General features: G+C 38.9%; 22 protein-coding genes. 17 read left to right on the plus strand and 5 right to left on the minus strand.

The features are described from left to right. Positions 1 to 264 precede the first annotated feature (264 nt). The 4 genes from IGL36_RS00400 to IGL36_RS00415 all read left to right on the plus strand — a co-directional run bounded on the left by IGL36_RS00400 (position 265) and on the right by IGL36_RS00415 (position 5,385). Positions 265 to 504 (plus strand): hypothetical protein, encoded by a 240-nt coding sequence (locus IGL36_RS00400; RefSeq protein ID WP_002356115.1) that lies wholly within the window; start codon positions 265 to 267, stop codon positions 502 to 504. Continuing rightward, complete coding sequence (locus IGL36_RS00405) at positions 501 to 3,506, plus strand: LPXTG cell wall anchor domain-containing protein (RefSeq protein WP_002397694.1); 3,006 nt, start codon at positions 501 to 503, stop codon at positions 3,504 to 3,506. The genes IGL36_RS00400 and IGL36_RS00405 overlap by 4 nt, the downstream gene beginning before the upstream one ends. Positions 3,507 to 3,682: 176 nt before the next feature. Further along, positions 3,683 to 4,444: a formate/nitrite transporter family protein gene (locus IGL36_RS00410; protein ID WP_002389593.1), complete on the plus strand. Its 762-nt coding sequence runs from the start codon at positions 3,683 to 3,685 to the stop codon at positions 4,442 to 4,444. Between the two features lie 155 nt (positions 4,445 to 4,599). After that, positions 4,600 to 5,385: a hypothetical protein gene (locus IGL36_RS00415; RefSeq protein ID WP_002397692.1), complete on the plus strand. Its 786-nt coding sequence runs from the start codon at positions 4,600 to 4,602 to the stop codon at positions 5,383 to 5,385. 58 nt (positions 5,386 to 5,443) lie between these two features. On the opposite strand, the gene IGL36_RS00420 is transcribed toward IGL36_RS00415, so the two are convergent. After that, positions 5,444 to 6,064 (minus strand): helix-turn-helix transcriptional regulator, encoded by a 621-nt coding sequence (locus IGL36_RS00420; protein WP_002383467.1) that lies wholly within the window; start codon positions 6,062 to 6,064, stop codon positions 5,444 to 5,446. A gap of 316 nt (positions 6,065 to 6,380) precedes the next feature. Here IGL36_RS00420 and IGL36_RS00425 point away from each other — a divergent pair, with 316 nt between their 5' ends. The 4 genes from IGL36_RS00425 to serS are packed head-to-tail and all read left to right on the plus strand — an operon-like array spanning position 6,381 to position 10,369. Beyond that, complete coding sequence (locus tag IGL36_RS00425; RefSeq protein WP_002368593.1) at positions 6,381 to 7,481, plus strand: PTS sugar transporter subunit IIC; 1,101 nt, start codon at positions 6,381 to 6,383, stop codon at positions 7,479 to 7,481. After that, entirely contained in the window at positions 7,468 to 8,163 is a 696-nt protein-coding gene (gene sdaAB / locus IGL36_RS00430; RefSeq protein ID WP_002387470.1) for an L-serine ammonia-lyase, iron-sulfur-dependent subunit beta, read from the plus strand. The genes IGL36_RS00425 and sdaAB overlap by 14 nt, the downstream gene beginning before the upstream one ends. Before the next feature lie 14 nt (positions 8,164 to 8,177). Further along, positions 8,178 to 9,071: an L-serine ammonia-lyase, iron-sulfur-dependent, subunit alpha gene (gene sdaAA, locus IGL36_RS00435; protein WP_002356122.1), complete on the plus strand. Its 894-nt coding sequence runs from the start codon at positions 8,178 to 8,180 to the stop codon at positions 9,069 to 9,071. 26 nt (positions 9,072 to 9,097) lie between these two features. Continuing rightward, the gene (gene serS, locus IGL36_RS00440; RefSeq protein ID WP_002383464.1) at positions 9,098 to 10,369 is read left to right on the plus strand and encodes a serine--tRNA ligase; all 1,272 of its coding nucleotides are present in this window, start codon (positions 9,098 to 9,100) and stop codon (positions 10,367 to 10,369) included. A gap of 36 nt (positions 10,370 to 10,405) precedes the next feature. Here the strand turns inward: serS and IGL36_RS00445 are convergent, their stop codons facing one another. Next, positions 10,406 to 11,356, minus strand: coding sequence for an alpha/beta hydrolase (locus tag IGL36_RS00445; RefSeq protein ID WP_002397690.1), 951 nt, complete (start codon positions 11,354 to 11,356; stop codon positions 10,406 to 10,408). Between the two features lie 130 nt (positions 11,357 to 11,486). After that, positions 11,487 to 11,966 (minus strand): arginine repressor, encoded by a 480-nt coding sequence (locus IGL36_RS00450; protein ID WP_002356125.1) that lies wholly within the window; start codon positions 11,964 to 11,966, stop codon positions 11,487 to 11,489. Between the two features lie 218 nt (positions 11,967 to 12,184). Here IGL36_RS00450 and IGL36_RS00455 point away from each other — a divergent pair, with 218 nt between their 5' ends. The 6 genes from IGL36_RS00455 to IGL36_RS00480 all read left to right on the plus strand — a co-directional run bounded on the left by IGL36_RS00455 (position 12,185) and on the right by IGL36_RS00480 (position 18,522). Beyond that, a complete protein-coding gene (locus tag IGL36_RS00455; protein ID WP_002397689.1) occupies positions 12,185 to 12,697 on the plus strand; it encodes an arginine repressor in 513 nt (170 codons plus the stop codon). Positions 12,698 to 12,993: 296 nt separating this feature from the next. Next, positions 12,994 to 14,220: an arginine deiminase gene (gene arcA / locus IGL36_RS00460; protein WP_002356129.1), complete on the plus strand. Its 1,227-nt coding sequence runs from the start codon at positions 12,994 to 12,996 to the stop codon at positions 14,218 to 14,220. Positions 14,221 to 14,245: 25 nt separating this feature from the next. Beyond that, positions 14,246 to 15,268 carry an ornithine carbamoyltransferase gene (gene argF / locus IGL36_RS00465; RefSeq protein ID WP_160747730.1) on the plus strand — a complete coding sequence of 341 codons (1,023 nt, stop codon included), beginning with the start codon at positions 14,246 to 14,248 and terminating at the stop codon, positions 15,266 to 15,268. A gap of 105 nt (positions 15,269 to 15,373) precedes the next feature. Then, positions 15,374 to 16,306: a carbamate kinase gene (arcC, locus tag IGL36_RS00470; protein ID WP_002356132.1), complete on the plus strand. Its 933-nt coding sequence runs from the start codon at positions 15,374 to 15,376 to the stop codon at positions 16,304 to 16,306. A gap of 24 nt (positions 16,307 to 16,330) precedes the next feature. Beyond that, positions 16,331 to 17,023, plus strand: a complete 693-nt coding sequence (locus tag IGL36_RS00475) for a Crp/Fnr family transcriptional regulator (protein ID WP_002363490.1) — start codon at positions 16,331 to 16,333, stop codon at positions 17,021 to 17,023. 47 nt (positions 17,024 to 17,070) lie between these two features. Beyond that, positions 17,071 to 18,522, plus strand: coding sequence for a YfcC family protein (locus tag IGL36_RS00480; protein ID WP_002356134.1), 1,452 nt, complete (start codon positions 17,071 to 17,073; stop codon positions 18,520 to 18,522). Positions 18,523 to 18,612: 90 nt separating this feature from the next. Here the strand turns inward: IGL36_RS00480 and IGL36_RS00485 are convergent, their stop codons facing one another. Further along, positions 18,613 to 19,293 (minus strand): type 1 glutamine amidotransferase domain-containing protein, encoded by a 681-nt coding sequence (locus IGL36_RS00485; protein ID WP_002359260.1) that lies wholly within the window; start codon positions 19,291 to 19,293, stop codon positions 18,613 to 18,615. Then, on the minus strand, positions 19,290 to 19,625 hold the full coding sequence (locus IGL36_RS00490; protein WP_002356136.1) for an ArsR/SmtB family transcription factor: 336 nt from the start codon (positions 19,623 to 19,625) through the stop codon (positions 19,290 to 19,292). Before IGL36_RS00490 ends, IGL36_RS00485 begins: the two co-directional genes overlap by 4 nt. A gap of 179 nt (positions 19,626 to 19,804) precedes the next feature. Between IGL36_RS00490 and IGL36_RS00495 the strand changes: the two genes are divergently transcribed. From IGL36_RS00495 to IGL36_RS00505, 3 genes are all read left to right on the plus strand, one after another. Then, positions 19,805 to 20,821, plus strand: a complete 1,017-nt coding sequence (locus IGL36_RS00495) for an NADP-dependent oxidoreductase (protein WP_002397688.1) — start codon at positions 19,805 to 19,807, stop codon at positions 20,819 to 20,821. 210 nt (positions 20,822 to 21,031) lie between these two features. Continuing rightward, a complete protein-coding gene (locus IGL36_RS00500) occupies positions 21,032 to 23,539 on the plus strand; it encodes an EndoS/ChiA family endoglycosidase (RefSeq protein WP_002397687.1) in 2,508 nt (835 codons plus the stop codon). Positions 23,540 to 23,823: 284 nt separating this feature from the next. Continuing rightward, entirely contained in the window at positions 23,824 to 25,092 is a 1,269-nt protein-coding gene (locus IGL36_RS00505) for a RidA family protein (protein ID WP_002386376.1), read from the plus strand. Positions 25,093 to 25,123: the final 31 nt, after the last annotated feature.

A 25,123-nucleotide genomic window follows, 5' to 3' on the forward strand; every position in this document is an offset into this window, starting at 1 on the left:
CAAGAAGAAAACGTCAATAAGTAGGTGATCAACACCTGCTTATTGACGTTTTCTCGTTGTTTTTTAATAAATACTGCGTCAATTCTTCTGAAAATTATGTCAAAAAGGTGCTTTTTTTGCTTTTTTTATCGTAAATAATAGATGATTAGCTATTGATAGTAAAGGAACTACTACTTTTTTTAACAGTCAGTTAAAAAATATTGAGGTTTCTCACAAGGATTTTTCTATATAATAGAAAGAGCAAGGGAAGAAAGGCGGGATAAAATGAAAAAACGGATGGAACAAATTGAAGAAATCTTAAGTTGTGAAGAAAATAGTGCCGGTGTTCGATTAAAGGAATTGGTTGAGGCCTTAGAATTAGAAGTCACAAATCAAAACTTGTTAAAGGTAACAAGTATCTTACATATGAATCCAAAATTCAAAAAAATTTATGCATACGAAGACAGTCGTGTTATTACGCTGTATCAACTTTTACAAAATAAGCCGTTAGAAGTAACGGAATGAAAAGAGGGAACTCCATGAAGAAAACAATGCTCATGCTTCTGTTTGGTTTATTAACAGTGGTTGGTCTACCAATGGTGACCGAAGCGGTTGAACCAGTTAACGCAACAGATACAACGATTTTTGGTACGCAAGCGATGGTGCCTAATAGTGCAGAAGATCAATCAGATAAGTTACAGACGTTGCTGAGTCAGACAGCAAAGGAAGGACGGGCATTATTTTTACCACAGGGAAGTTATGCTTTGTCAAAAGATATTACGATTTCTTCAAATTATCAGTTAATTGGCGATACAACAGGAGCCACTATTTTACATAACGTTACAGGTACACCGATTCAGCTAACAGACACAACGTACGGGACGAAAACCAATGTACGACTTCAAAATATTGCTTTTGACGGCATCAATGTGACCTTGAAATTGACGAATCAATTAACGCTAGCAAACAATATCTTTTATAATCCATTAAAAGGATTCGTGGTCAATTTAAATGCAGATATTGGCGTTAAGATTTCAGGCAATATTTTCATGCGAGACACAGCACACATGCAACCCAAGATTGATTTTAACCGAGCGATTTACATTGGTGGTTATTCAACACCAAGTCGTTTCCAGTATATGTCAGATGTAGACATCGTGGACAATCTATTTGGGTTAAAAGTGACAGAATTAGATGCAATTAAAAGTACCAGTCGTTCAGATTTAGCAGCGACTATTACACGTTTGCAAACAGCCATTGAAGCTGGTGCTATTTCAGTACCTAATGAACAAAACTATCTATCCACCGGGGTTAATTCTTTTAATATGCTGAAGGATGTAACTGTTCAACATAATTTTTTCTATTCACCTTATGATAATGAAGACTTGAATGGTCTGGTGGGAGATCATGCAATTTATTTCCGTGGTGCTCAAAACATCACGGTGGTGGGGAATCATTTACGTGGACTACAAAATGGTCCAGCTGGCGGATTTAAATTTAAATCAGGCCGTAATATTACGATTATGAATAATTATTTGCGAAATACAGGTCTCATTATGTATGGAACACCAGAGATTGGTTTGGCAGAAACACAAGCAGAGGGAGCTATTTCAGAATTATCCAACTGGCTAGTGGCTAATAACATTTTTGATTGGAAGTATTGGGACAATCAATATGCAATTGGAATGGAATACAATCGACATACAGGAAATAACAATGTGTTCAATGGTGTATTTATCAACAATCAGTTTGTTAACTACCACAATATTCCGCAAAATCGACGTCGGGAATTGTTGATCGCTAGTGGCGGTGGTTTCCGACCAGAAACGAGTTTTGTGAAAGACAATACTCGAGATGATGGCCTTAAAAACGGCCAATTATTGGTAGAAAATTGGACAGAGGCGGACTATCGCTTAATGCCAGCAACATGGGAATCATTAATTTCACCAACGCTTTATGAGCAATATAAAAATACGCCAATTCCGGTTAGAAATACTTTAGCAACCCCTGTGGCTACAACGATTGTGCAAGGACAATCAATCGATCCGCAGCAACTGGTTGCTAATACAAATGACGCGGATGAAGCAGTCCCAACTGCTAAAATCGTCAATCCAGAGGTTTTAAATGAAATCGGTCAACAAAAAGTGACTGTTCAATTAACTTATGAAACAGGGGCATTGGTAACAGTGAACGTACCGGTGACGGTAGAGGCCTCTGCAAAAAAGCTTGATTTGTCCCAGCTACAAACCGTTTATGCTTCGATTGGTGAAGCAAACCAATATACAGTTTACTCTTGGCAGCTATTCACTGCCATTGGGCCTAAAACGATTGTTCCTTCCTATTATCAGCAGGCGGCACAATTGTTAGCAGAAGGTCAGGAGAGTCAGGACAAAACCCAAGAACAAGTGGATCAGTTAACAAGTAATTTGCAATCTGCAATGAAAGTATTAGTCAAAAAAGCCGATATCACGCTAGAGCGTGCAGAAGCAGAAACTGAACTTGCAAGCGTCCATAAATTAGATGAATCTGTATATACCACAGACTCTTGGCAAGCCATGCAAGAAGCCTTAATAGATACAACAACTGGCGAAGGAAGCTCTAAGCAGTTACAACAACTGCTTGCTTGGTCAGATGAAGAATTATTAGAGCCAACACTTGGTGGCTTTAAAACGCCTGCAGATGCACAAAAGCGTATTAACCAATTAACACAAACCATAAAAACGGCGTTACTTCTGTTAGTTGAAAAATCAACAGAGACAACTAGTAACACAAGCGAAAGCAGCACCTCAAGCACAACCAGTGAAACCAGTAATACCAGCGAAAGCAGCACGCCAAGCACGACAAATGAAAGCAGTAGTACAAGCGAAAGCAGCACCTCAAGCACGACAAGTGAAAGCAGTAGTACAAGCGAAAGCAGCACCTCAAGCACGACCAGTGAAACCAGTAATACCAGCGAAAGTAGCACGCCAAGTACAACTAGCGAAACCAGTAATACCAGCGAAAGCAGCACCTCAAGTACGACAAGTGAGAGCAGTAATACTAGCGAAAGTAGTACCTCAAGCACGCCAAGTGAAACAAGCAATACGAATGAAAGCAACACACCAAGTACAACCAGTAAAACAAGTAGTACCAGCGAAAGCAGTGCTTTAAGTACGACCAGCGCAACCAACAGTACAAGTGAGAGTAGCACCCCAAGCCCTGTAAACGAAAACAGCCAAAGTAAAGGCCAGAATTCTGTCATTTACGCGGTAGAGTCTAATCAAGATCCTAATGACGCTCAAAGTAATTCAAAGCCCTCTGCCAAGGCTAGTCAAACAAAGGAATCAGTAGCAGAAAACCAAGCAACTAAACAGATACAGACAAATAAAGAATCTTCAGGAACAGTCAAAAAAGCGGATAATACGACCAAAATTGCCAAGAAAAAATTCCCCAAAACAGGGGAACAATCTTCAGCAGTTGGGAGCTTCCTAGGCCTGAGCTTTTTATCGTTAGCCATAGCAACCTATTGTTTTAAAGTGAAAAGATAACTCTTTAAAAACGGATAAGTAAACATCCTGAAACAAGAAATAGGACTTGTTTCAGGATGTTTTCATATAAAATTAAAAGAACTACAGTTTTTAGTGAAAAAATACACAAAAGTACTTGAATTTCTGTGATATAAGGGTAAAGTAAAGGAGGACAAAAAACAAAGGAAGTGAAATGTTTGTATACACCAGATGAAATTTTAAGTATTAGTATTGAAAATGGTCAGAAAAAAATTCAAAAGCCTTTGGTAGCAAAACTCATTTTAGGATTTATCGGCGGTGCCATGATTTCCCTCGGCTATTTGGCTTATGTGCGTGTTTCCGCCTCTATTCCAGCAGATTTAGCCAGTGTTCAAGCTTTAGTGGGAGCTGCGGTTTTCCCAATTGGTCTAATTGTTATTTTAATGGCTGGTGGTGAGTTAATCACAGGAAATATGATGGCAGTGAGTACGGCTTGGTTTGCTAAAAAGGTCTCTTTCAGAGAATTACTCGTGAACTGGGTCACAATTACATTGGCAAATATGGTTGGCGCCTTATTTGTTGCCTATTTTTTTGGTCATTATTTAGGTTTAACCAGTAGCGGCGCCTATTTAAATCAGGTTCTTTCTCTTGCAGAACATAAAGTTGCAGCAACTTGGCTTCAAGCAATTATTTCAGGTATTGGCTGTAACTGGTTCGTAGGTCTGGCCTTATGGCTTTGTTATGGTGCGAAAGATGCGGCGGGGAAACTATTAGGCATCTGGTTTCCAGTAATGATTTTTGTTGCAATTGGCTTTCAGCATAGTGTGGCGAATGCATTCATCATTCCAGCCGCAATTTTTGAAGGCGGCGTTCAGTGGGGAGACTTTTTCCGTAATTTTATTTTTGTTTATTTAGGTAATATCATTGGTGGCGCCATTTTTGTTTCTGGCTTTTACTATTTAAGCTATCGCAAACATTAAATCCATTTAGCAGATAAAAACCTACACAAAGGCTAAATGCCTTTGTGCAGGTTTTTTCTTTTTAAACAAAAAGGAAAACGGTTGAAAAATTATTGCTAGATTTTTAAAACAATGTTACATTAATGTTACAAAAAGATTTCTGGAGGTAACGAAAAATGAAAAAAATTGCTTTGTTCAGTATATTAACGTTCAGTGTATTGTCTTTAAGTCTAGCAGGATGTGGAAACAAAAAAACAGCAAGCACAAATGATTCTAAGCAAAAGCAAGAAACAAAGAAAGCCACGCAGAAATCCTCTAGCCAACAAGAAATGAAAAGTAGTCATTCGTCTGTCGCGGGTCAAAATTCTAATGTGACAGGGGAAAATCCGTCAGAAAATGCCACGCAGACTTCTGCAGGAACTGATGAAACGAATGAAGTCCCTCAAAACCAAGCACCTGATACAAACATTACAATTACCAATGTTGTTTTCAATCCTGAAAGAAATGAAATTAATGGTACTACATTACCTAATGCAACCATTACAGCAACGGTAGTCGGTGATGCTTCTGCACAAGCAGGTGTTTTTTATGCGGATGCCAATGGCAATTTTACAGTAATTAGTCCCAGAGCGGGAGCGACTACTCAATTAATCGCAACCGTTGATCAACGGAATAGTGCACCTGTCCAAATTGATATTCCAAGTTCAGGACAAGAAGCAGCGCTTTCTTTTAGCAATATTACGATTGATCCGAAACAAGGGACAATTTCTGGTAAAACAGCACCGAATGCAACTATTTTAGTGTCACGTGCAGATGATGCGCGGGTGATTTTAGCAAGTTTTACTGCGGATGCCCAAGGGAATTTCACAGCCAGTAATTTAGTTCCCGGCACAAAAAATCGCTTAGATGTTACGTTAAATGGAGAAATAGGGACACCTTACTTGTTTGATTTACCAAATTAAAATAGAAGAGAAGTGATCAAAGCCACCAACGCTAGTTAGCGTTGGTGGCTTTGATGGTTTAAGCTTCTTCTTTTTTATGATTGCGGATATGTAAATAGATGGTATTTTTTGAAATACCTAATCGATCGGCAATCTTTATGACAGAATCTTTGAGATTAAAAATTCCTTGATCATATAAACGAATAACAATTTCTTTATTTTGATTCAAATGTGATACATTTGGATCGCTTTCTACTGCTTGTTTTACTTTTGTCAGTGAAGTAGTGATTAATTCGTCAATATTGTCAGAAAAATGTTCAGAATTTTTAAGCTCTTGGGACATATCATTTTGTTGTCCTGAAGGTAATAAGTCTTGCAAGTAATCAATTAATGGCATTTCTAAATGCATATTGATACAGATCAATCCAATAATACGATCATTTTCACCGATAACTGGAATGGTGGAAGATTTTAAAATAACCCCTTTTTGATTTTTATTGTAGTAGGGTTTCACAGCGTAATCATGTTCCGACTCTACTTGACTTAACATTTTTAACGCCATATCAGTAATGGGGGCACCTTCCTTGCGGTTACTGAAATGGCCATTGATGACTTTGATAGCTGAACTTTCCAAATTTTCTAAACTATGAAGAATGACTTCATGGGTACTACCAAAGAAGTTCCCTAATCCATCAAGCATTAAGGCATGTGAATGTAAGATTTGTTTATCTACTTCACTTAAACGTAAATATGACTCCAAGTGATATCCTCCCCTACACTGAAATTAATTTTAGTGTAATACTTTTTTAATGGAAAAGCAATAAGATTCTTTACGTTAAAAAAATACATTGACTAAACTTTTGTTTAGTCGTATACTCTGAATGTGGAATGAAATTTTTGTTACTCATTGTACTTTAGTTCATCGGAATGCTCGCTCATTCTTTCACTTGTTGAGCAATAAAAATTTTATTCAGGAGTACCATCCGTTATAAAAAAATATAGTTGGAGGCAAAGAAATGAAAACGTTATCAGGAATCTTGATGTTAGTCTTAGTTTTATGTGGCATGTCCCTATTCTCTTTTAAAGCACCGCGAGGGAAAAAATCTTTAAGTGCTTTGTCTGGTGCAGCTTGTGCCACCTTTCTACCAGAGGCGTTTTTGCGATATGCAGTAGGCGGCGTTTTTCATTTAGATTATGTGTCGCAAATTGGTGAAACTATGGGTAGTCTAGGTGGTTTAGCAGCTGGAGCTCTTGTGCCGCTCGCTTTCGGGATTAGTCCAGTTTTTTCAATTATTTTAGGTCTGTCATTGATTAAAGTCAGCTTGTTACCAGCCTTTATTACCGCATATCTTTTATCTTTTGTTGTTGAGCAGATGCAAAAACGTATTCCAGAAGGGATTGACTTATTAGTCGTTATTTTAGTCATTCCAGTCGCTGCTTCGTTAGTTGCTGGTTTTATTCAACCCGTTGTATTAGGTGTCCTAGAAGTTATTGGGGGCACGATTTTAAGTGCAGTAGATGGCAATCCATATGTGATGGGCGCAATTTTAGGTGCTATTATCCCGATTGTTGGTATGACACCGTTAAGTTCAATGGTTTTAACTGCCTTGATTGGTTTGACTGGTGTACCAATGGCTGTCGGTGCGTTGACTTGTTACGGCAGTTCCATTGTCAATGCGGCGCTATTTAAAAAGTTAAAACTAGGCACAGCTTCAACCCCGTTAGCTGTGGCAATTGAGCCATTAACACAAGTCGATATCATCAGCTCCAATCCAATTCCTATTTACGCAACGAATTTAATTTCAGGAATGGTTAGTGGTATTGTAGTGACTTTCTTTGGCTTAAAAGTACCTGTGACAGGAATGGCAACGCCGTGGGCTGGTTTACTTGTGACATTAGGTAACAATGCCATTCAAACGACTTTACTAGCAGTAGCGATTATCACAGTGGTCAGTCTGATGTTTGGATTTTTAGGTGCGCTGGTCTTTAAACGTTACAGAATTGAAGCGGTGGATAATACACCAGAATTTGAAGGAACGACGGAAGTAACCAGTGAAAAAGAAGCAGTAAAAACCAAAGGAGGAGTTACGTATGAACACAGCTATGGCCATCAATAAACCTAAAAAAGTGAACAAAGTAATGAACTACAAAAGTTGTTTTGACATTATCGGTCCTATTATGATTGGTCCTTCTAGTTCGCATACAGCTGGGGCCTTAGCAATTGGCTTAGCGGCAAGAAAGTTATTCGGCGGAACGCCAGAAAAAATTGTGATTAAATATTATGAATCTTTTGCAGACACGCATAAAGGACATGGAACTGATTTTGCAATTATTGGCGGAATTCTTGGACTAGCAGCAGATGATGCCAACGTAACACAATCCATTGAACTTGCGGAAGAACAAGGAATTGAGATTCAATTTTTAGAAATGAGTGAAGAAAGTCCAGTGAAGCATGCTAATACAGCATGTGTGACACTCAGTGATGCAACGCACGAAATTCATTTAACAGGAATTTCTGTAGGTGGCGGCACTATCGAGGTGAAATACATTGAATTAGACGGTTTCAATGTCCAACTACATGGTCCTTTACCTATTTTGTTAGTCATTAATCAAGAAGAGCAGGCGATGCAAGCTTTTAAAGATACGTTACAAAAAAATAATATTCAAGTGAATGCGGTGTCTCGTTATGTGGAAGGGAATCAAATTTTATTCATCTTTGACTTAGATTCGGCACCAATTTCCTCGGTGAAAGAACAACTGTTTTCACTAGATGACACATCGAAAATAATCTTATTATGATAGGAGTTTGACATATGTACCTTTCGATTGAAGAATTTATCGATAAAGCTGAAAAAACAGGAAAAAAAATCTCTGATTTGATGATTGAGCAAGAAATGGAGCGTAGCCAAAAAAGCTATGAAGAAATTTGGACACAGATGGGTCAAAATTTGGATGTCATGGATGCTGCTGTCAAACGCTCGCAAGAAGGAGCAGGCGTTTTTTCTCCTACTGGGTTAACGGGCGGTGATGCGGCTCGTTTAAAAAAATACCGCGCAGCTGGCAAAACGTTATCAGGTGATTTAATGATGTCTGCAGTTCAAGCCGCACTAGGTACTAATGAAGTCAATGCAGCAATGGGCGTTGTTTGCGCAACGCCAACCGCTGGTGCAAGTGGCACCTTACCAGGGGTTTTAACAGCGATTAAAAATACCTTGAATTTAACGCGTGATCAACAAATTCGTTTCTTGTTTACCAGTTCTTTATTTGGAATGGTCACAGCCAACAATGCGATGATTGCTGGTGCTGTTGGTGGATGTCAAGCCGAAGTAGGCAGTGCTTCAGCGATGGCCGCCGCTGCAGCTGTTGAAGCGGCTGGCGGAACACCACGCCAATCTTCTGAAGCTTTTGCTATGGCTTTAGGGAATTTATTAGGTTTAGTTTGTGACCCAGTGGCTGGGTTAGTCGAAATTCCTTGTGTCAAACGAAATACAGTAGGTGCAGGCAATGCGTTAATCGCTGCAGATATGGCTTTAGCTGGAATTGTAAATAAAATACCAGCAGATGAAGTGGTGGAAGCCATGAATAAAGTCGGCCGTCAATTACCACGAGAATTGAGAGAAACGGGTTTAGGTGGCTTAGCTGGCACAGCGACTGGCCAACGAATGAAGAATGAAATTTTTGAAAAAGTAAAATTCACCATTGTTTAAAATTTAATCATGAAGAGGGAAATAAGATGCTGGATATGAAAAAAATTCGCCAAAATGTAGAAGTGGTACAGAAAAAGTTAAAAACACGTGGTGTGGACGAGGAAGTTTTATTACGCTTTTTGGCTTTAGATGAAGAACGGAGAGCGTTACTTGTTAAAGTTGAAGAACTGAAAAAACACCGTAATCAGGTATCAGGAGAAATTGCACAATTAAAGCGTGCACAAAAAGATGCTTCACAACAGTTGCTAAATATGCAAGAAGTTAGCGAGCAAATTAAAGTTTTAGACCAAGAAGTTGTTCATTTGCAAGAACAATGCACAGCCATTGCAGAACGTCTGCCTAACTTACCTCATGAGAGCGTGCCTGTTGGCGCAGACGAAGCCGCCAACGTAGAAGTTCGGCGGTGGAGTACGCCGAAAACTTTTTCATTTGAACCGAAACCACATTGGGAAATCGGTGAAGCTTTAGGAATTTTAGATTTTGAAAGAGGCGCGAAAGTATCTGGTAGCCGTTTTCTTTATTACAAAGGTTTAGGGGCTCGTTTAGAACGAGCGGTCTATAATTTTATGTTAGATCAACATGTTAATGAACATGGTTATACCGAGGTGATTCCTCCTTATTTGGTCAATAGCAAAGCAATGTTTGGCACCGGTCAGTTTCCTAAGTTCAAAGAAGATGTCTTCCAAGTTGCAGAAAGTGATTTGACGCTGATCCCCACAGCGGAAGTCCCGTTAACTAACTACTATAATAACGAAATTTTAGAGGCGCAAGAGTTACCGATTTATTTTACTGCTTTAAGTCCTTCTTTTCGTTCGGAAGCGGGTAGCGCAGGCCGTGATACCCGAGGATTAATTCGTTTACACCAGTTCCATAAAGTAGAAATGGTTAAATTTAGTGATGCAGAACACTCCTATGAAGAATTAGAAAAAATGACCAACAATGCTGGAGACATTTTAGAAAAATTGGGCCTCCCTTATCGAGTGATTACTCTTTCGACAGGTGACATGGGCTTCTCGGCAGCGAAAACCTATGATTTAGAAGTTTGGATTCCGGCACAGAAAACGTATCGAGAAATTAGTTCTTGTTCAAACTGTGAAGACTTCCAAGCACGTCGGGCGTTGATTCGTTATCGTGATAAAACGGGTCAAGTTCAATATGCCCATACTCTTAATGGGTCAGGACTTGCTGTTGGTCGAACAGTGGCTGCCATTTTGGAAAATTATCAAAATGAAGATGGCACCGTAACGATTCCAGAAGTTCTACGTCCTTATATGGGCGGTTTAACGAAAATAGATTAAAAAAGAAGGTTGATGTCACAACATCAACCTTCTTTTTTAATTCGTTAAATCCGTTAACCAATGCCCAATTTCTTGAAAAACTGTTGCTTTTTCCGTTTCTAATAAAATTTCATGACGCAATGTGGGAAATAGTCGTAACGTCACGTGCTGAAAACCTGCATGCTTTAATTGCTTTTGAATTTTCTCGGGACCCTTGCTGAAATCACCAACTGGGTCTTCAGCGCCACTAATGATCAAAATAGGCAATTCTTTTGGGATCGCTTGGTACCAATTCCTTTGATTGGCTCGTTTAACAAGTGAAAAAAGGGTAGCAAAACCATTATTGGTAAATACGAAGCCCATTAATGGGTCATTTTCATAGTCAGCTACATTGGCTTGATTTTTAGAAAGCCAATTAAAGGAACCTGCTTCAGGAAATTTTTTACTAAAAGAACCAAATGCCAGCTTATCAATGAACGGAGCTGTTTTTTTCGGCTGTTTCTCGGCCATTTTTTTAATAAAAGGCAATGCGGCGGTTAAAGGTAACGGACTTGTTCCAGTGCCCATGAAAATGACTCCTTGCATAGTCACAGGATAGTCTTGCAGATAGTTGCGCAAGGCGAAAGACCCCATGCTGTGACCCATCATAAAATAGGGCAATTGTGGATAGTGATTCATAGCCCATTGTTTCACTTGATGAATATCTGTAACGACATTTTCAGGCCCTTGTTCTCCAAAAAAACCATAGATCGGTGCGCTTGGTTGTACAGATTCGCCATGACCTAGATGATCATGCCCAATTACGGCAAACCCTAATTGATTTAAAAAACGAGCAAATTCATCATAACGTTGGATATGCTCTGCCATGCCGTGAATCAATTGAACTACGGCTTTGGGTGAAGGACAGGGCCAATGACATACATTGAGCTGAGTTTGTTGATCGTTTGAAGTGAGTATGAATTGTTTAGTCATAAGAAACCCTTTCTTTGCTTTTTGATTATTATACAAAAAAAAGACGGTGTTCAAAAGAAAAACTCATGAGAAAACGCCTCAGCTTTCACTGAGACGCCTTTTTTTATTTATCTTTAATAAAAATAGCAATGATGTCAAAAAATAGTCGATTTTACTAAGTGATGAATTATGGGTGGTACAAATACTGCTGGAAATAGTTGTTAACTTCAAGGGCATCTTCTTTATTTTTTGAAAGAATTAAGATGGTATCATCCCCAGCGATGCAGCCCAAGATATGAGGGTTGTGGATACGTATGCGATCAATTAAAACCCCAATGGCTTGCCCGTTGCCAGGTAAGACGGTTAAAAGATTTGTGAACTCTATTTGTGTTAAAGAAACACCAGTTTCAATAATAATGTCAACAAGACGTTCTTCATCTGTTTTATATTTTGGACGAAGGGCAGAATTATTCAAGATACGATAATAGGCTTCTCCTTGACCATTGTCTACTTTGTTTAAATTCAGCTCACGAATGTCACGAGAAATAGTTGCTTGTGTGGTGTGAATATTTTCTTTTTCCAATAATGCTAGTAATTCACTTTGTGTATGGATTTCATTTTCTGTGACCAATCGCTTAATCATCGTTTGGCGTTTTAATCGGTTCATTACTTTCCTCCAGTTCAGTTAATCATGCAAAAAAACATCATTGCTGTTATTTAAAACGGTGCCAGTAATTCCCTAAAATCACTGTACAACGTTTTACTAAATTGTGCAAGTCTCACTTTTTTAAATGCGAAATATCCGACAAAATCAATGAGAACCTTTTAGCTAAACGACCCTTTTTCTATTCTAATAAGAGAGATTCTGCTAGTATTGCTTTGTAAATGTCTGGAGGAAGGGTGTTATTTGTGAATAAGCAAACACGCCAAAGTTTGATTAAAGAAATCATTCAAACAACTGTAATTCATAGTCAAAATGAGTTGTTAAGAGAATTAAAAAAGCGCGAGATAAATGTCGCACAAGCAACGATTTCACGGGATTTATGGGAATTAAAAGTCGTCAAAGCATTAGATGATTCTGGCGAGATGCGGTTAACGATTTTTGAACAATTCACTTCTTTAGAAGAACGAAAAAAAGAACAGTTGATACAAGCAATTCGTGAGGTAGTGACCAAAGTTGAACGTGTCGCCTTTTTACTAGTGGTTCATACATTACCAGACAACGCAACATTGTTTTCAGCTGTACTTGATGAAGTGTCTTTGTGTGAAAAGAAATGTTCTGTCGCTGGCTTCGACACTGTTATTATTGTTTCATCATCCGAGGAAAAAGCACAAGAACTAGAGCAGTATTTTCAACAATTTATTCAGCCAACACCTTTGTCAAAAAGTAACGCATAAAAGGAAGGGAGCTAGAAGTCGTTTTGACTTCTGGTTCCCTTCCTTTTACCTCTATAAGATTATAACTTTATGAAATGCATGGAGAAATAATTTTTTTTGAATAAATGCATTTTTTTTTATTTAATTATGCATTATTTTTTTAGAATATCTATGAAAGCGCATTCTTTTAGGCTAGAAATATGCATAAGAAAGAATACCGTTGTATATTTGGTATTTTGTTTGGCAAATGGCTCACGTCCTAGGTTAATCAGGTCTGTTATTCTGTGTTTGTAATTAAGTTGAGGAGGTTATTTCACATGAGTCATCCAATTAATGTATTTTCTGAAATCGGAAAATTGAAAACAGTGATGTTACATCGTCCAGGTAAGGAATTAGAAAATTTAATGCCAGATTATCTGGAGAGACTGTTGTTTGATGATATTCCGTTTTTAGAAAAAGCACAAGCAGAACATGATGCATTTGCAGAGTTGTTACGATCAAAAGATATCGAAGTGGTCTATTTAGAGGACTTAGCTGCTGAAGCGTTGATTAATGAAGAGGTCCGCCGACAATTTATTGACCAATTCTTAGAAGAAGCCAATATTCGCAGCGAATCAGCAAAAGAAAAAGTTAGAGAGTTAATGTTAGAAATTGACGACAACGAAGAACTGATTCAAAAAGCGATTGCTGGCATTCAAAAACAAGAATTACCTAAATATGAGCAAGAATTTTTAACAGATATGGTTGAAGCGGATTATCCATTCATTATTGATCCAATGCCTAACTTATACTTCACACGTGATAACTTTGCGACAATGGGCCACGGGATTTCTTTAAATCATATGTATTCAGTAACTCGACAACGGGAAACCATTTTTGGGCAATACATTTTTGATTATCATCCTCGTTTTGCTGGAAAAGAGGTTCCTAGAGTCTATGATCGTTCAGAATCAACCAGAATTGAAGGTGGCGATGAATTAATTCTTTCAAAAGAAGTGGTGGCCATTGGGATTTCTCAAAGAACGGACGCCGCGTCAATTGAAAAAATTGCGAGAAATATTTTTGAACAAAAATTAGGATTCAAAAATATCTTGGCTTTTGATATCGGTGAACATCGTAAATTCATGCATTTAGATACCGTTTTTACCATGATTGACTATGATAAATTTACGATTCATCCAGAAATCGAAGGCGGCTTGGTTGTTTACTCGATCACTGAAAAAGCAGATGGAGACATCCAAATTACAAAAGAAAAAGATACATTAGATAACATTTTATGCAAATACTTGCATTTAGACAATGTTCAATTAATCCGTTGCGGCGCTGGAAATTTAACCGCAGCAGCCCGGGAACAATGGAACGACGGTTCAAATACATTAGCAATTGCCCCTGGGGAAGTTGTTGTTTACGATCGGAATACGATTACGAATAAAGCGCTAGAAGAAGCAGGCGTGAAATTGAATTACATTCCAGGAAGTGAACTAGTACGTGGCCGTGGTGGCCCTCGTTGTATGAGTATGCCACTTTACCGTGAAGATCTTTAAAAAACACCCAAAAATAGGAGGAATCATCATGAATTCAGTATTTCAAGGACGTAGTTTATTAGCAGAAAAAGATTTTACAAGAGCAGAATTAGAGTATTTGGTAGACTTCAGTATTCACTTAAAAGAATTGAAGAAAAAAGGGATTCCACATCACTATTTAGAAGGAAAAAATATCGCTCTTTTATTTGAAAAAACTTCGACACGGACACGCTCTGCATTTACTACAGCAGCGATTGATTTAGGGGCACATCCTGAGTATTTAGGCGCCAACGATATTCAATTAGGTAAAAAAGAATCTGTTGAAGATACAGCGATTGTTTTAGGTAGTATGTTTGACGGGATTGAGTTCCGTGGGTTTAGTCAAGAAGTAGTGGAAGATTTAGCGAAATATTCTGGTGTTCCTGTTTGGAATGGTTTAACGGATCAATGGCACCCAACACAAATGATTGCGGACTTTATGACAGTGAAAGAAAACTTTGGTCGTTTAGAAGGAATCACTTTAGTATATGTCGGCGATGGCCGTAACAACATGGCAAACAGCTTGTTAGTGACAGGTGCTATTTTAGGCGTAAATGTTCGCATTTGTGCACCAAAAGAATTGTTCCCTTCTGATGAAGTCGTTAATTATGCAAAAGAATTTGCGAAAGAATCTGGTGCAGAATTAATGATTACAGACGACGTTGCTAAAGGTGTTAAAGGAGCCAACGTGTTATATACAGACGTTTGGGTGTCCATGGGTGAAGAAGATAAATTTGAAGAACGTGTCAATCTGTTGAAACCTTATCAAATTAATATGGCTATGTTAGAAAAAACCGAAAACATGGATGGCGATTTAATCGTATTACACTGTTTGCCAGCCTTTCATGATACGAAAACACAATACGGAGAAATGGTTGCTGAAAAATTCGGCATTACTGAAATGGAAATCACGGATGAAGTCTTCCGCAGTAAATATGGTCGTCAATTTGAAGAAGCAGAAAACAGAATGCATTCTATTAAAGCGATCATGGCAGCTACTTTAGGCAACTTATTCATTCCTCGTGTGTAGGAAGCAACTGAAAAAACATTGAAAAAAGAATAGTTGTTTCGCCCTTTAAGAGATTCTTTTGAAGGGCGGCCTATTCTTTATTATGATAGGAAAGAAGGATTTGTAATGGGGAAAAAAATGGTCGTTGCACTAGGCGGAAATGCCATCCTTTCAAATGATGCTAGCGCACACGCACAACAGCAAGCATTAGTTCAAACATCTGCCTATTTAGTTCATTTAATTAAACAAGGGCACCGGTTGATTGTTTCACATGGCAATGGTCCACAAGTCGGAAATCTATTATTGCAACAACAAGCAGCTGATTCTGAAAAAAATCCAGCGATGCCGCTAGATACGTGTGTTGCTATGACACAAGGAAGTATCGGCTACTGGTTGTCCAATGCGCTTAATCAAGAATTAAACAAAGCAGGAATCAAGAAACAAGTGGCTACTGTTTTAACACAGGTGGTCGTAGATCCAGCAGATGAGGCATTCAAAAATCCAACAAAACCGATCGGTCCATTTTTAACAGAAGCTGAAGCCAAAGAAGCAATGCAAGCAGGTGCTATTTTTAAAGAAGATGCAGGACGTGGCTGGCGCAAAGTCGTTCCAAGTCCTAAGCCAATTGACATCCACGAGGCTGAGACTATTAATACCTTAATAAAAAATGATATAATTACCATTTCATGTGGTGGTGGCGGCATCCCTGTCGTAGGACAAGAATTAAAAGGTGTCGAAGCAGTAATCGATAAAGATTTTGCTTCTGAAAAACTAGCAGAATTAGTGGATGCGGATGCACTAGTTATTTTAACTGGCGTGGATTATGTGTGCATTAATTATGGCAAACCAGATGAAAAACAATTAACCAATGTCACTGTAGCAGAGTTGGAAGAATACAAACAAGCGGGTCATTTTGCACCAGGTAGTATGTTACCGAAAATTGAAGCCGCCATTCAGTTTGTAGAAAGCCAACCCAATAAACAAGCAATTATCACTTCTTTGGAAAACTTAGGAAGTATGAGCGGCGATGAAATCGTAGGAACGGTTGTGACAAAATAAAGTATAGTATTTAGGAGAATTAAGATGATGATAGAGAAAATAATCACTAAAAATAATCAAGATTTTCAATACTTTTCTGAATCAGAACTAACAGAATTGCGCAACGAGAGTTTCGTTCGCTCCTATAAAAAAGGCCAAGTCCTTTTTTATCCAGGTGATCCGAGAAATCATTTGATTTTACTGGTTTCAGGTGTCATTAAAATTGAAAAAAATGATCGCAGTGGTAATTTTTCCTATCTGCATTTTATGAAAAAGCAGGCTCTTTTTCCGAGAATCGGACTGTTTCAAGATGAGGTTCATTACGACTCCGCGATTGCCTATACGGATATTGAGGTTGTGTTTGTGCCAGTTAAACTGTTTGAACGTTTTCTCCAAAATAATCCCCAGCAATTGATTCATTGGATTCAAGAACAATCGGTCCTTTTAAAAGAAAGCATGATCAAAATCCAAAAAGGAACAACCAATGATGCATGTGAACGGATTGTGACATCACTGGCGATGTTATTAAATGATTTAGGAGAACGAATTGACAACAGAGAACGCGTTGCAATTGCTTGTCCAATTACCATTAATGACATTGCACGGATGAGTGGAACCACGCGGGAAACAGCAAGCAGTGTTATGAAAAAATTAGTCCAAATGAACCGTATTAGCTACAGTCATAAATTCTTAACTTTTCTAGATACGCCATTCTTTATTGATCGATTGAGTAATTAATCATAGAGAAGGGAGATACAGGAAAGTAGGTTCCTGTATAAAAGGATATGGCAGAAAAAAAGAAGAAAAACAAAAAACAGCTTTCGTCTTTTAGTATTTTATTTATTATTTTAATTGTTTTAGGTATCGTAACGGTCTTGCTAAATGGCCAGCCATTTACCCCAAGAGAAATTGATGGCAAAATGGTTGACCACGTGGTAGGGGCCAAATTATCGGATATTATCATGGCTCCATTCAATGGGTTTAAAGATGCCATTGAAATTAATATTTTTATTTTAGTACTTGGTGGCTTTTTAAATATTGTGACACAAACTGGGGCTCTTGAAGCAGGGATTCAATCAGTCGTTAAAAAGTTAAAAGGGAACGAATTGAAAATCATTCCGATTTTAATGATTTTATTTTCTATTGGTGGTTCGACTTATGGAATGGCAGAAGAAACAATTCCTTTTTATGGTTTATTGAGTGCCACCATGGTCGCCGCTGGTTTTGATACGTTTGTCGCAGTAGGCACTGTGCTATTGGGTGCAGGATCAGGTGTTATCGGTTCGACGGTTAACCCTTTCTCCACAGGGGTAGCGATGGATGCGTTGCGAGGTATTGGCATTCAGCCCAATACAGGAATTATTTTAATTGTCGGTGCTATTTTGTGGGCGGCCTCTACTAGCTATTCTATTTTCATTGTGATGCGTTATGCGAAAAAAGTGAAGGCGGACAAAGGTTCAACAATTTTATCTTTACAAGAACAAGAGGATATGGAAAAAACATATGGACAAGCAGCGTCGAAAGAAATGCCATTTACGAATCGTCATAAAAAAATCTTAATGGTATTCGCTTTCTGTTTTGTCATTATGATTGTTTCCTTAATTCCATGGAACGACTTTGGAGTGACGATTTTCAAAGGCTGGACGTCTGTTTTAACAGGCAACAGTTTCGGTGACTGGTACTTTGGCGACTTAGCGATGTGGTTCTTCCTTTTAGGGATCATTGCTGCCTTGATTGGTCGCTTTACTGAAAAAGAAACCATTGAAGCATTTATCGACGGTGCCAAAGATATGTTATCCGTTGTTTTAATTATCGTAGTTGCTCGCGGGGCATCTGTTTTGATGTCTAAAACGTATTTAGATTCATTTATCCTTGATAAAGCGGCAGGCTTATTACAAGGACTCTCCCCAGTCTTATTTGTCATCGGTGCCTTTGTTTTATACTTAGGTTTATCTTTCCTAATTCCTTCAACTTCTGGTTTAGCGTACGTTTCTATTCCTGTAATGGGTGCGTTAGCTAAAAACATTGGTTTAAGTCCAGAAGTGATGGTTATGATTTTTGCTTCAGGTTGTGGCTTGATTAATTTGATCACGCCAACATCTGGTGTCGTAATGGGTGGTTTGGAAATTTCCAAAGTTCAATATGCCACTTGGACAAAATTCATGGCCAAACCAATGATTGTCTTAGGCTTAATTAACCTAATTATCTTAATTGGCGCGATGTTACTCTTTAGCTAATCAAAAATTTTTTATGTTAGGGCTTCGGCTTTCGGAAAAAAGAAGAAGCAATGAAACAACAGCGACTACCTAAAAGTAGTCGCTGTTGTTTCATTTTGATAGTTGTTGAATTAACAATCTTGCGACAGCGCGGACAGAAAAAGGATTTTGCCCAGTGATTATACGGCCATCTTGATACGCAAATTCTTTATAGGGACGCTTTTTCGCAAAAGTAGCACCATGTTCTTTAGCAATTGTTTCGTTTAAGAAAGGAACAACTGCTTTTTTCATGGCTAAAATTTCTTCTGCAGTTGTGAAGCCAGTAATGGTTTTATCTGCAATCAAATAATTTCCTGACGCATCTTTGACATTTAAAAGACCAGCAATTCCGTGACAAACAGAAGTTAGGTATTTGCCCTGTTCGTAAAGGCTACGAGTGATTGCTTGCAACTGAGGATTATCAGGAAAGTCCCACATAACGCCATGGCCTCCTGTAAAGTAAATTGCTGCGTATTCATCTGGCTCAATTTCTTCAAGAGAGAGGGAATGCGCTAGCGCTCGTTCTTGAAAATCGGCACTTTCATAAACCGCCATAATGGATGAATCTACATATTTCATACTCCGGGGATCCAAAGGGACATAGCCTCCTTGGGGACTAACATAGTCAACTGAAAATCCTGCTTTGGTTACTTCTTCCACGAACTCCGTGGCTTCACCTAGCCAGAGGCCCGTTGGTTCTTCGGTGCCGTGATAACGGGAGACGTTTGTGAGGACCACGAGAATTTTTTTCATGCTTGCTTCCTCCCTGGCATAATCGACGTAATGTGGGTCAATAGTTGTTGGAGTTGCTCAATTTTGGTGGTATCGTGAGAAAGTGAATAATAATTTTTAGTTCCTTCACTGCGACAATCAATTAATTTGGCTTGTTTCAAAATTTTTAAGTGGTGAGAAACAGCGGGGCGTGAGAGTTGTGTCGCCTCTGTTAACTCAGTGACACGGCGGCCAACACAGGCCTGGTCTTCTAACAGTGCAATAATAATTGCTTGGCGTTTTTCATCACCTAATGCGATTAAAAAATCACTAAGCGCAGTAAATTCTGTTTGAATTTCTTCTAATTCTTTCATATTCTTTCGCCTCTTTGGTTCGTATTTTTAAACGATTAAACCATTTTTCTTGTTTTTTGTCAATGAAATACGCTGAGGGCTGAAACTTGACGTGGATCCCATTCTTCGTTAAGATACTAATTGATTAAAGGTTTAAACTTTTAAACCGATAAAAAGGATAGAAAGAGAGGAAAGATTCAATGATGAAAGCCGCTTTAATTCATAAATACGGACAAAAAGAATTAGCAATCGAGGAGGTGCCCTTACCCACCATTCATGACAACGATGTTTTGGTCAAAATTATCGCTGCCAGTATCAACCCGATTGATTTAAAAACAAAAGATGGCAAAGTAAAGATGCTTTTAAATTATCAAATGCCACTGATTTTAGGCAGTGATTTTGCTGGGATTGTTGTCTCTGTTGGAAAAAAAGTTCAAAATTTTAGGCTGGGCGATGCAGTTTACGGGCGAGTACCCAAAAATCGCGTGGGAACTTTTGCTGAATATATTGCAGTGGATCAAGCGGCTGTAGCTATGAAGCCGAAAAATTTAACGTTTGAAGAAGCTGCGGCCATTCCGTTAGTCGGTTTGACAAGTTATCAAGCGCTACATGATATTATGAATGTGCAGCCAGGCCAGAAAGTCCTGATTCAAGCAGGTTCAGGAGGGATTGGAACCATTGCGATTCAATTAGCAAAACTAGCGGGCGCTTACGTTGCCACCACCACGAGTAGTAAAAATAAAGAATGGGTTCAAGCGTTGGGAGCAGATGAAGTGATTGACTATCGGACACAAAATTTTGAAGAAGTTTTATCCGACTATGATTATGTGTTTGATACAATGGGGGGGACAATCTTAGAAAAAGCTTTTTCAGTGGTTAAACCTCAGGGAAAAGTTGTTACATTGTCAGGCATTCCCAACGAACGTTTTGCTAAAGAGTATGGCTTGCCGCTTTGGAAACAATGGGCCTTTAAAATAGCTACCCGCAAGATTCATCGATTGGAGCAAGCCACAGATGTTAGTTATCATTTTTTGTTTATGCGTCCAGATGGCGAGCAATTAGCCTTACTCACTAAGTTCATTGAACAGGGAAAATTACAGCCGATAATTGACCGAGTCGTTCCTTTTAGCCAAATTCAAGAAGCGGTAGATTATTCACTGACAGGACGAGCGCAAGGGAAAATTGTTGTGAAAATCGCCGATGTTGATCACGACTAAGTAAAGGAAACTTGCAAGAAAAATAGGCCCATTTTTCTTGCAAGTCTCAAAGTTTACCATTTAAACGCCGCCTAACGAAAGTGATTTTAGGCGGGAAAAGATTTTTATAGAAAATCCTCATTTTTCCAGTTTCTATTTTGCAAATTCGTTATTTTTTGTTATTCTATTGATGGTTGTGTATGCGCTTTCTTTTTAGGCGGATACACCAAAATGAACGGAGTGCAGAAAGGAATGGTGTTCAAAGTGGGGAACAATTTATCGACAAGAAGAGGAGAAAACAGAGAAACAATTGTCAGTTGGCTAGGTCTTTCGTTATTGGTTGGCTTGGCGTTTATCTTATTTAGTCTGTTTCATCAACCAATGGTCAGCCAAGCCAATGAACCGGACCAAGAGAAACATTTTATGGTTTACTATCGGGCTTGGCGTGACAAAACGATGCAAGGAGTTAATACAACATTGCCAGATGAAAATTGGCTAACGATGCACGATATTCCTTATGGTATTGACATTGTGAATGTCTTTAGTTATGTGCCAAAAGGACAAGAAGCACTTGCACAGCCATTTTATGATACGTTAAAAAATGAGTATGCGCCAGCACTGCATGCACGAGGTGTTCGTTTAGTTCGTGGGATTGATTACAGCGAGCTATTAAAAGTTCCTTATGCAGGAACAACGCCTACAGAAGCAGAATTTGATGCTTATGCGAAAGAGTTGTTAACCAAATTTGTCGATGATTTAGGAATTGATGGGTTAGATATTGACATGGAAACTCGTCCAAGTGAAAAAGATATTGTGCTATCTAATGGTGTCATTCGTGCATTATCAAAATACATTGGACCGAAGTCGGGAACGGATCGTCCATTTTTGTATGATACCAATGCAGAATATTTACCACCTTTACAAGATGTCAGTGACTGTTTCGATTTTCTCGCGTATCAACAGTATGGCAGCGATGACCAACGCACGCAACGAGCATTAAATAATTTAAGTCCGGTTCTCAATGGGGAACGATTTGTTCCAGGATTAACTTTCCCAGAAGAGCAAGATCGCAACCGCTGGTATGACACAAAAGAGCCGTATATGGAAAGTAACATGTATAAAGTAGCTCGTTATTCTTATGAAAATAATTTAGGGGGCATGTTCCTCTATGCCTTAGATCGCGATGGTCGCACCTATAATGAAGACGATTTAAATCAGATAAAACCTTCTAATTTACTTTGGACAAAAACGGCCATTGCAGAGAGTAAAGGCGTTTCTCTTGCAGAGATGAAAGCGGCTGCGCAACACTATTTAAAACGAATTAGCTACGCCAACACAGACCTTGAAGCACAAAATAAAGCCGCAGAAGCAGTGACACAAGCAACAACGCTTTATGATGTGAATAAAGCTATTTTAGGTGGCGATTATGGCCAAGGGCTTTCAAATACCTATGATGCTGAATTAGAAAAAGGCCTGTTAGCCATTGACTTAACCACTTTATATCGTGCGTTGGATCAAGCAGTTGCAGCCATTGAAAAGGCAGAAAGCTATACACCAGAAACGATTCAAGCACTACAAACAACAAAAGAGTCAGTCGCAACAGAACTTGCGGGAAAAACGTATACAGCCGCGCAAGTGACTACTTGGCAAACGGAGGTCCAAACAGCTTTGGATAATTTAAAAGAGAAACAAACACAACCTTTAAAAAGTGTCTTCTCCATTGATGCGGGAAGAAAATATTTTTCCGTGGAACAACTGGAAGAATTAGTGGCCAAAGCCAGTCAAAATGGGTACACAGATGTCCAATTAATTTTAGGAAATGATGGCTTACGGTTTATTTTGGATGATATGTCGGTCAATGTGAATGGTAAAAAATACAACCACAACCGGGTTTCAAAAGCAATCCAACGAGGCAACAACGCATATTACAATGATCCTAATGGCAACGCGTTAACACAAAAAGAAATGGATCGGTTGTTGGCTTTTGCGAAAGCGCGCAACATCAACATCATTCCCGTGATTAACAGTCCAGGACATATGGATGCGTTGTTAGTGGCCATGGAAAAACTAGCGATTAAAAATCCCGCTTTTGATGGCTCAAAACGAACAGTAGATTTAGGGAACCAAAAGGCAGTGAATTTCACAAAGGCGATTATCAGTAAGTACGTGGCTTATTTTTCCGCGCATAGTGAAATTTTCAATTTTGGTGGCGATGAGTATGCAAATGATGTCGACACAGGCGGTTGGGCGAAACTGCAATCTTCTGGGCGCTACAAGGATTTTGTCGCTTATGCGAATGATTTAGCTAAAATAATTAAAGATGCGGGCATGCAGCCAATGAGCTTTAATGATGGCATTTATTACAACAGCGACGATTCTTTCGGTACATTTGACCCAGAGATTATTATTTCTTATTGGACAGCCGGTTGGAGTGGGTATGACGTAGCCAAACCTGAGTACTTTGTTCAAAAAGGACACAAAATTTTTAATACCAATGATGCGTGGTATTGGGTCGCTGGCAATGTTGATTCTGGCATTTATCAATATGACGATGCTTTAGCAAATATGTCGAAAAAAGCATTTACAGATGTGCCAGCAGGTAGCCCAAATCTTCCAATTATTGGAAGTATTCAATGTGTTTGGTATGATGACCCTCGTCGTGACTATGATTTTGAACGAATTTATACGCTAATGGATACGTTCTCGGAAAATTATCGTGAGTATATGGTGGTTAAATAAAACTAGTTAAAGCTAACGAGTTATCTATAAAGACTGGCACGAATCAAGCTTGATTCGTGCCAGTCTTCTTTAACGGAAGAAGATTTGTTTGAGGGCCAACAATCAATTTAGGAATGCCTTATTGAAATGTTCCTGTTCTTATTGTAGACTGAAAGAAGTGGTGGTGGAAAGCTATCACCATTAATAGAAAAGCAGGAAAATAAAAAGGATCTTGTTGGAAGTTTAATATTTGAAAATGTAAGCGGAATCATTTTTGTTGGAATGCTAAAAAAGGGAGTAGAGTTATGAGTAATGAAAATATCGTCTTAGCAAAAAATACAGAGCGTGCACCAAAGCATCCTCTCGCAGCCCAAACAGTCGCATTTTCCCACTATAATCATTTGTCAGCACAGTTACCTATTGAGCCAACCTCTGGACAATTGGTAGAAGGTGGCATTCGGGCCCAAGCGACACAATGTTTGAAAAATATCCAAGCGGTTGTTGAAAGTATCAACCATGTGATGAGTGACATTGTTAGAATGACCATTTTTGTCAAAGATATGCGGGATGCTGCCGCAGTTGAGGAGGTTTATGCGGCCTTTTTTACCCATTATTATCCAGCTAAAACAGTGGTCGCCGTCGCAGATTTGCCGTTAGGCGCTTCTGTTCAAATGGAGGCACTTGTTTCAAATGGGGAAGGAACTATCCCTAATGCACCTCAAGCTGGGGATTTAATTAAATTAACAAATCAGACTGTTCAGGCACCAATTGATGCTCTAGCCAGTCAAACGGTTGCGTTTTCTCACTATAACAATCTGTCTGCACAATTGCCTATAGATCCTCAAACGGGCAGAGTTGTGGCTGGCTGTGTTAAAACGCAAACAAAACAATGTTTGAAAAACATAAAAGCCATTTTAACCAGTATTGATGTGCCTTTTGATGATATTGTGAAGGTCAATATTTATTTAAAAGATTTATCTAAGCTAGAAGCTGTCAATCAAGTATATGCCGCTTTTTTCCCAGATTCAGGAATTGCGCGCACGGTCAATTATATGCCAGCACGAACAGTGATTGCTGTTGCTGATTTACCAATGGGCGCGGCGGTGCAAGTAGAAGCGGTGGTTTCTCATGGGGATGGTACGCCACCACAAGCGATTGAAGATCGACATGGATTAATTATTGAAGCAAATAATACAGATCACGCACCGAAGTGTCCATTTTCGACACAAACTGTTGCTTTTTCTCATTACAACCATCTATCAGCTCAGCTACCATTAGACCCTAAAACAAATACGTTAGTCGCTGGCGGAATCAAGGAACAAACGACGCAATGTTTAGAAAACATCAAAGCGATTATTGAAAGTGTGGATCACAGCTTAGCTGATCTGGTGAAAGTGAATATTTTTGTGAAAGAGATTGAAGAGCTGGCGGCAGTAGATGACGTCTACCAAACGTACTTCCCTGAAGGCACGCCTGCAAGAAGAGTGATTGGTGTGACGGATTTACCAAAAGGTGCTCAGATTCAAATCGAAGCGATTGCTGGGAACGCAGAAGGTACGCCACCAATTGGTTAAACAGTAGAAGAAATAAACGTCAGCTGGCTTC

The sequence above is a fragment of the Enterococcus sp. AZ011 genome (assembly GCF_050548355.1).
Taxonomy (GTDB): Bacteria; Bacillota; Bacilli; order Lactobacillales; family Enterococcaceae; genus Enterococcus; species Enterococcus faecalis.

What these genes read in the sequence shown, in the direction of transcription:
- IGL36_RS00450 (WP_002356125.1), bottom strand. Translation starts at nt 11,966, where the DNA reads ATGAACCGATTAAAACGCCAAACGATGATTAAGCGATTGGTCACAGAA.
- IGL36_RS00480 (WP_002356134.1), top strand. Translation starts at nt 17,071, where the DNA reads ATGGCAGAAAAAAAGAAGAAAAACAAAAAACAGCTTTCGTCTTTTAGT.
- IGL36_RS00505 (WP_002386376.1), top strand. Translation starts at nt 23,824, where the DNA reads ATGAGTAATGAAAATATCGTCTTAGCAAAAAATACAGAGCGTGCACCA.
- IGL36_RS00455 (WP_002397689.1), top strand. Translation starts at nt 12,185, where the DNA reads ATGTCTGGAGGAAGGGTGTTATTTGTGAATAAGCAAACACGCCAAAGT.
- IGL36_RS00425 (WP_002368593.1), top strand. Translation starts at nt 6,381, where the DNA reads ATGAAAACGTTATCAGGAATCTTGATGTTAGTCTTAGTTTTATGTGGC.
- sdaAB (WP_002387470.1), top strand. Translation starts at nt 7,468, where the DNA reads ATGGCCATCAATAAACCTAAAAAAGTGAACAAAGTAATGAACTACAAA.
- serS (WP_002383464.1), top strand. Translation starts at nt 9,098, where the DNA reads ATGCTGGATATGAAAAAAATTCGCCAAAATGTAGAAGTGGTACAGAAA.
- IGL36_RS00495 (WP_002397688.1), top strand. Translation starts at nt 19,805, where the DNA reads ATGATGAAAGCCGCTTTAATTCATAAATACGGACAAAAAGAATTAGCA.
- arcC (WP_002356132.1), top strand. Translation starts at nt 15,374, where the DNA reads ATGGGGAAAAAAATGGTCGTTGCACTAGGCGGAAATGCCATCCTTTCA.
- IGL36_RS00405 (WP_002397694.1), top strand. Translation starts at nt 501, where the DNA reads ATGAAAAGAGGGAACTCCATGAAGAAAACAATGCTCATGCTTCTGTTT.
- IGL36_RS00400 (WP_002356115.1), top strand. Translation starts at nt 265, where the DNA reads ATGAAAAAACGGATGGAACAAATTGAAGAAATCTTAAGTTGTGAAGAA.
- IGL36_RS00500 (WP_002397687.1), top strand. Translation starts at nt 21,032, where the DNA reads ATGAACGGAGTGCAGAAAGGAATGGTGTTCAAAGTGGGGAACAATTTA.
- arcA (WP_002356129.1), top strand. Translation starts at nt 12,994, where the DNA reads ATGAGTCATCCAATTAATGTATTTTCTGAAATCGGAAAATTGAAAACA.
- IGL36_RS00490 (WP_002356136.1), bottom strand. Translation starts at nt 19,625, where the DNA reads ATGAAAGAATTAGAAGAAATTCAAACAGAATTTACTGCGCTTAGTGAT.
- IGL36_RS00420 (WP_002383467.1), bottom strand. Translation starts at nt 6,064, where the DNA reads ATGCTTGATGGATTAGGGAACTTCTTTGGTAGTACCCATGAAGTCATT.
- IGL36_RS00475 (WP_002363490.1), top strand. Translation starts at nt 16,331, where the DNA reads ATGATGATAGAGAAAATAATCACTAAAAATAATCAAGATTTTCAATAC.
- sdaAA (WP_002356122.1), top strand. Translation starts at nt 8,178, where the DNA reads ATGTACCTTTCGATTGAAGAATTTATCGATAAAGCTGAAAAAACAGGA.
- IGL36_RS00415 (WP_002397692.1), top strand. Translation starts at nt 4,600, where the DNA reads ATGAAAAAAATTGCTTTGTTCAGTATATTAACGTTCAGTGTATTGTCT.
- IGL36_RS00485 (WP_002359260.1), bottom strand. Translation starts at nt 19,293, where the DNA reads ATGAAAAAAATTCTCGTGGTCCTCACAAACGTCTCCCGTTATCACGGC.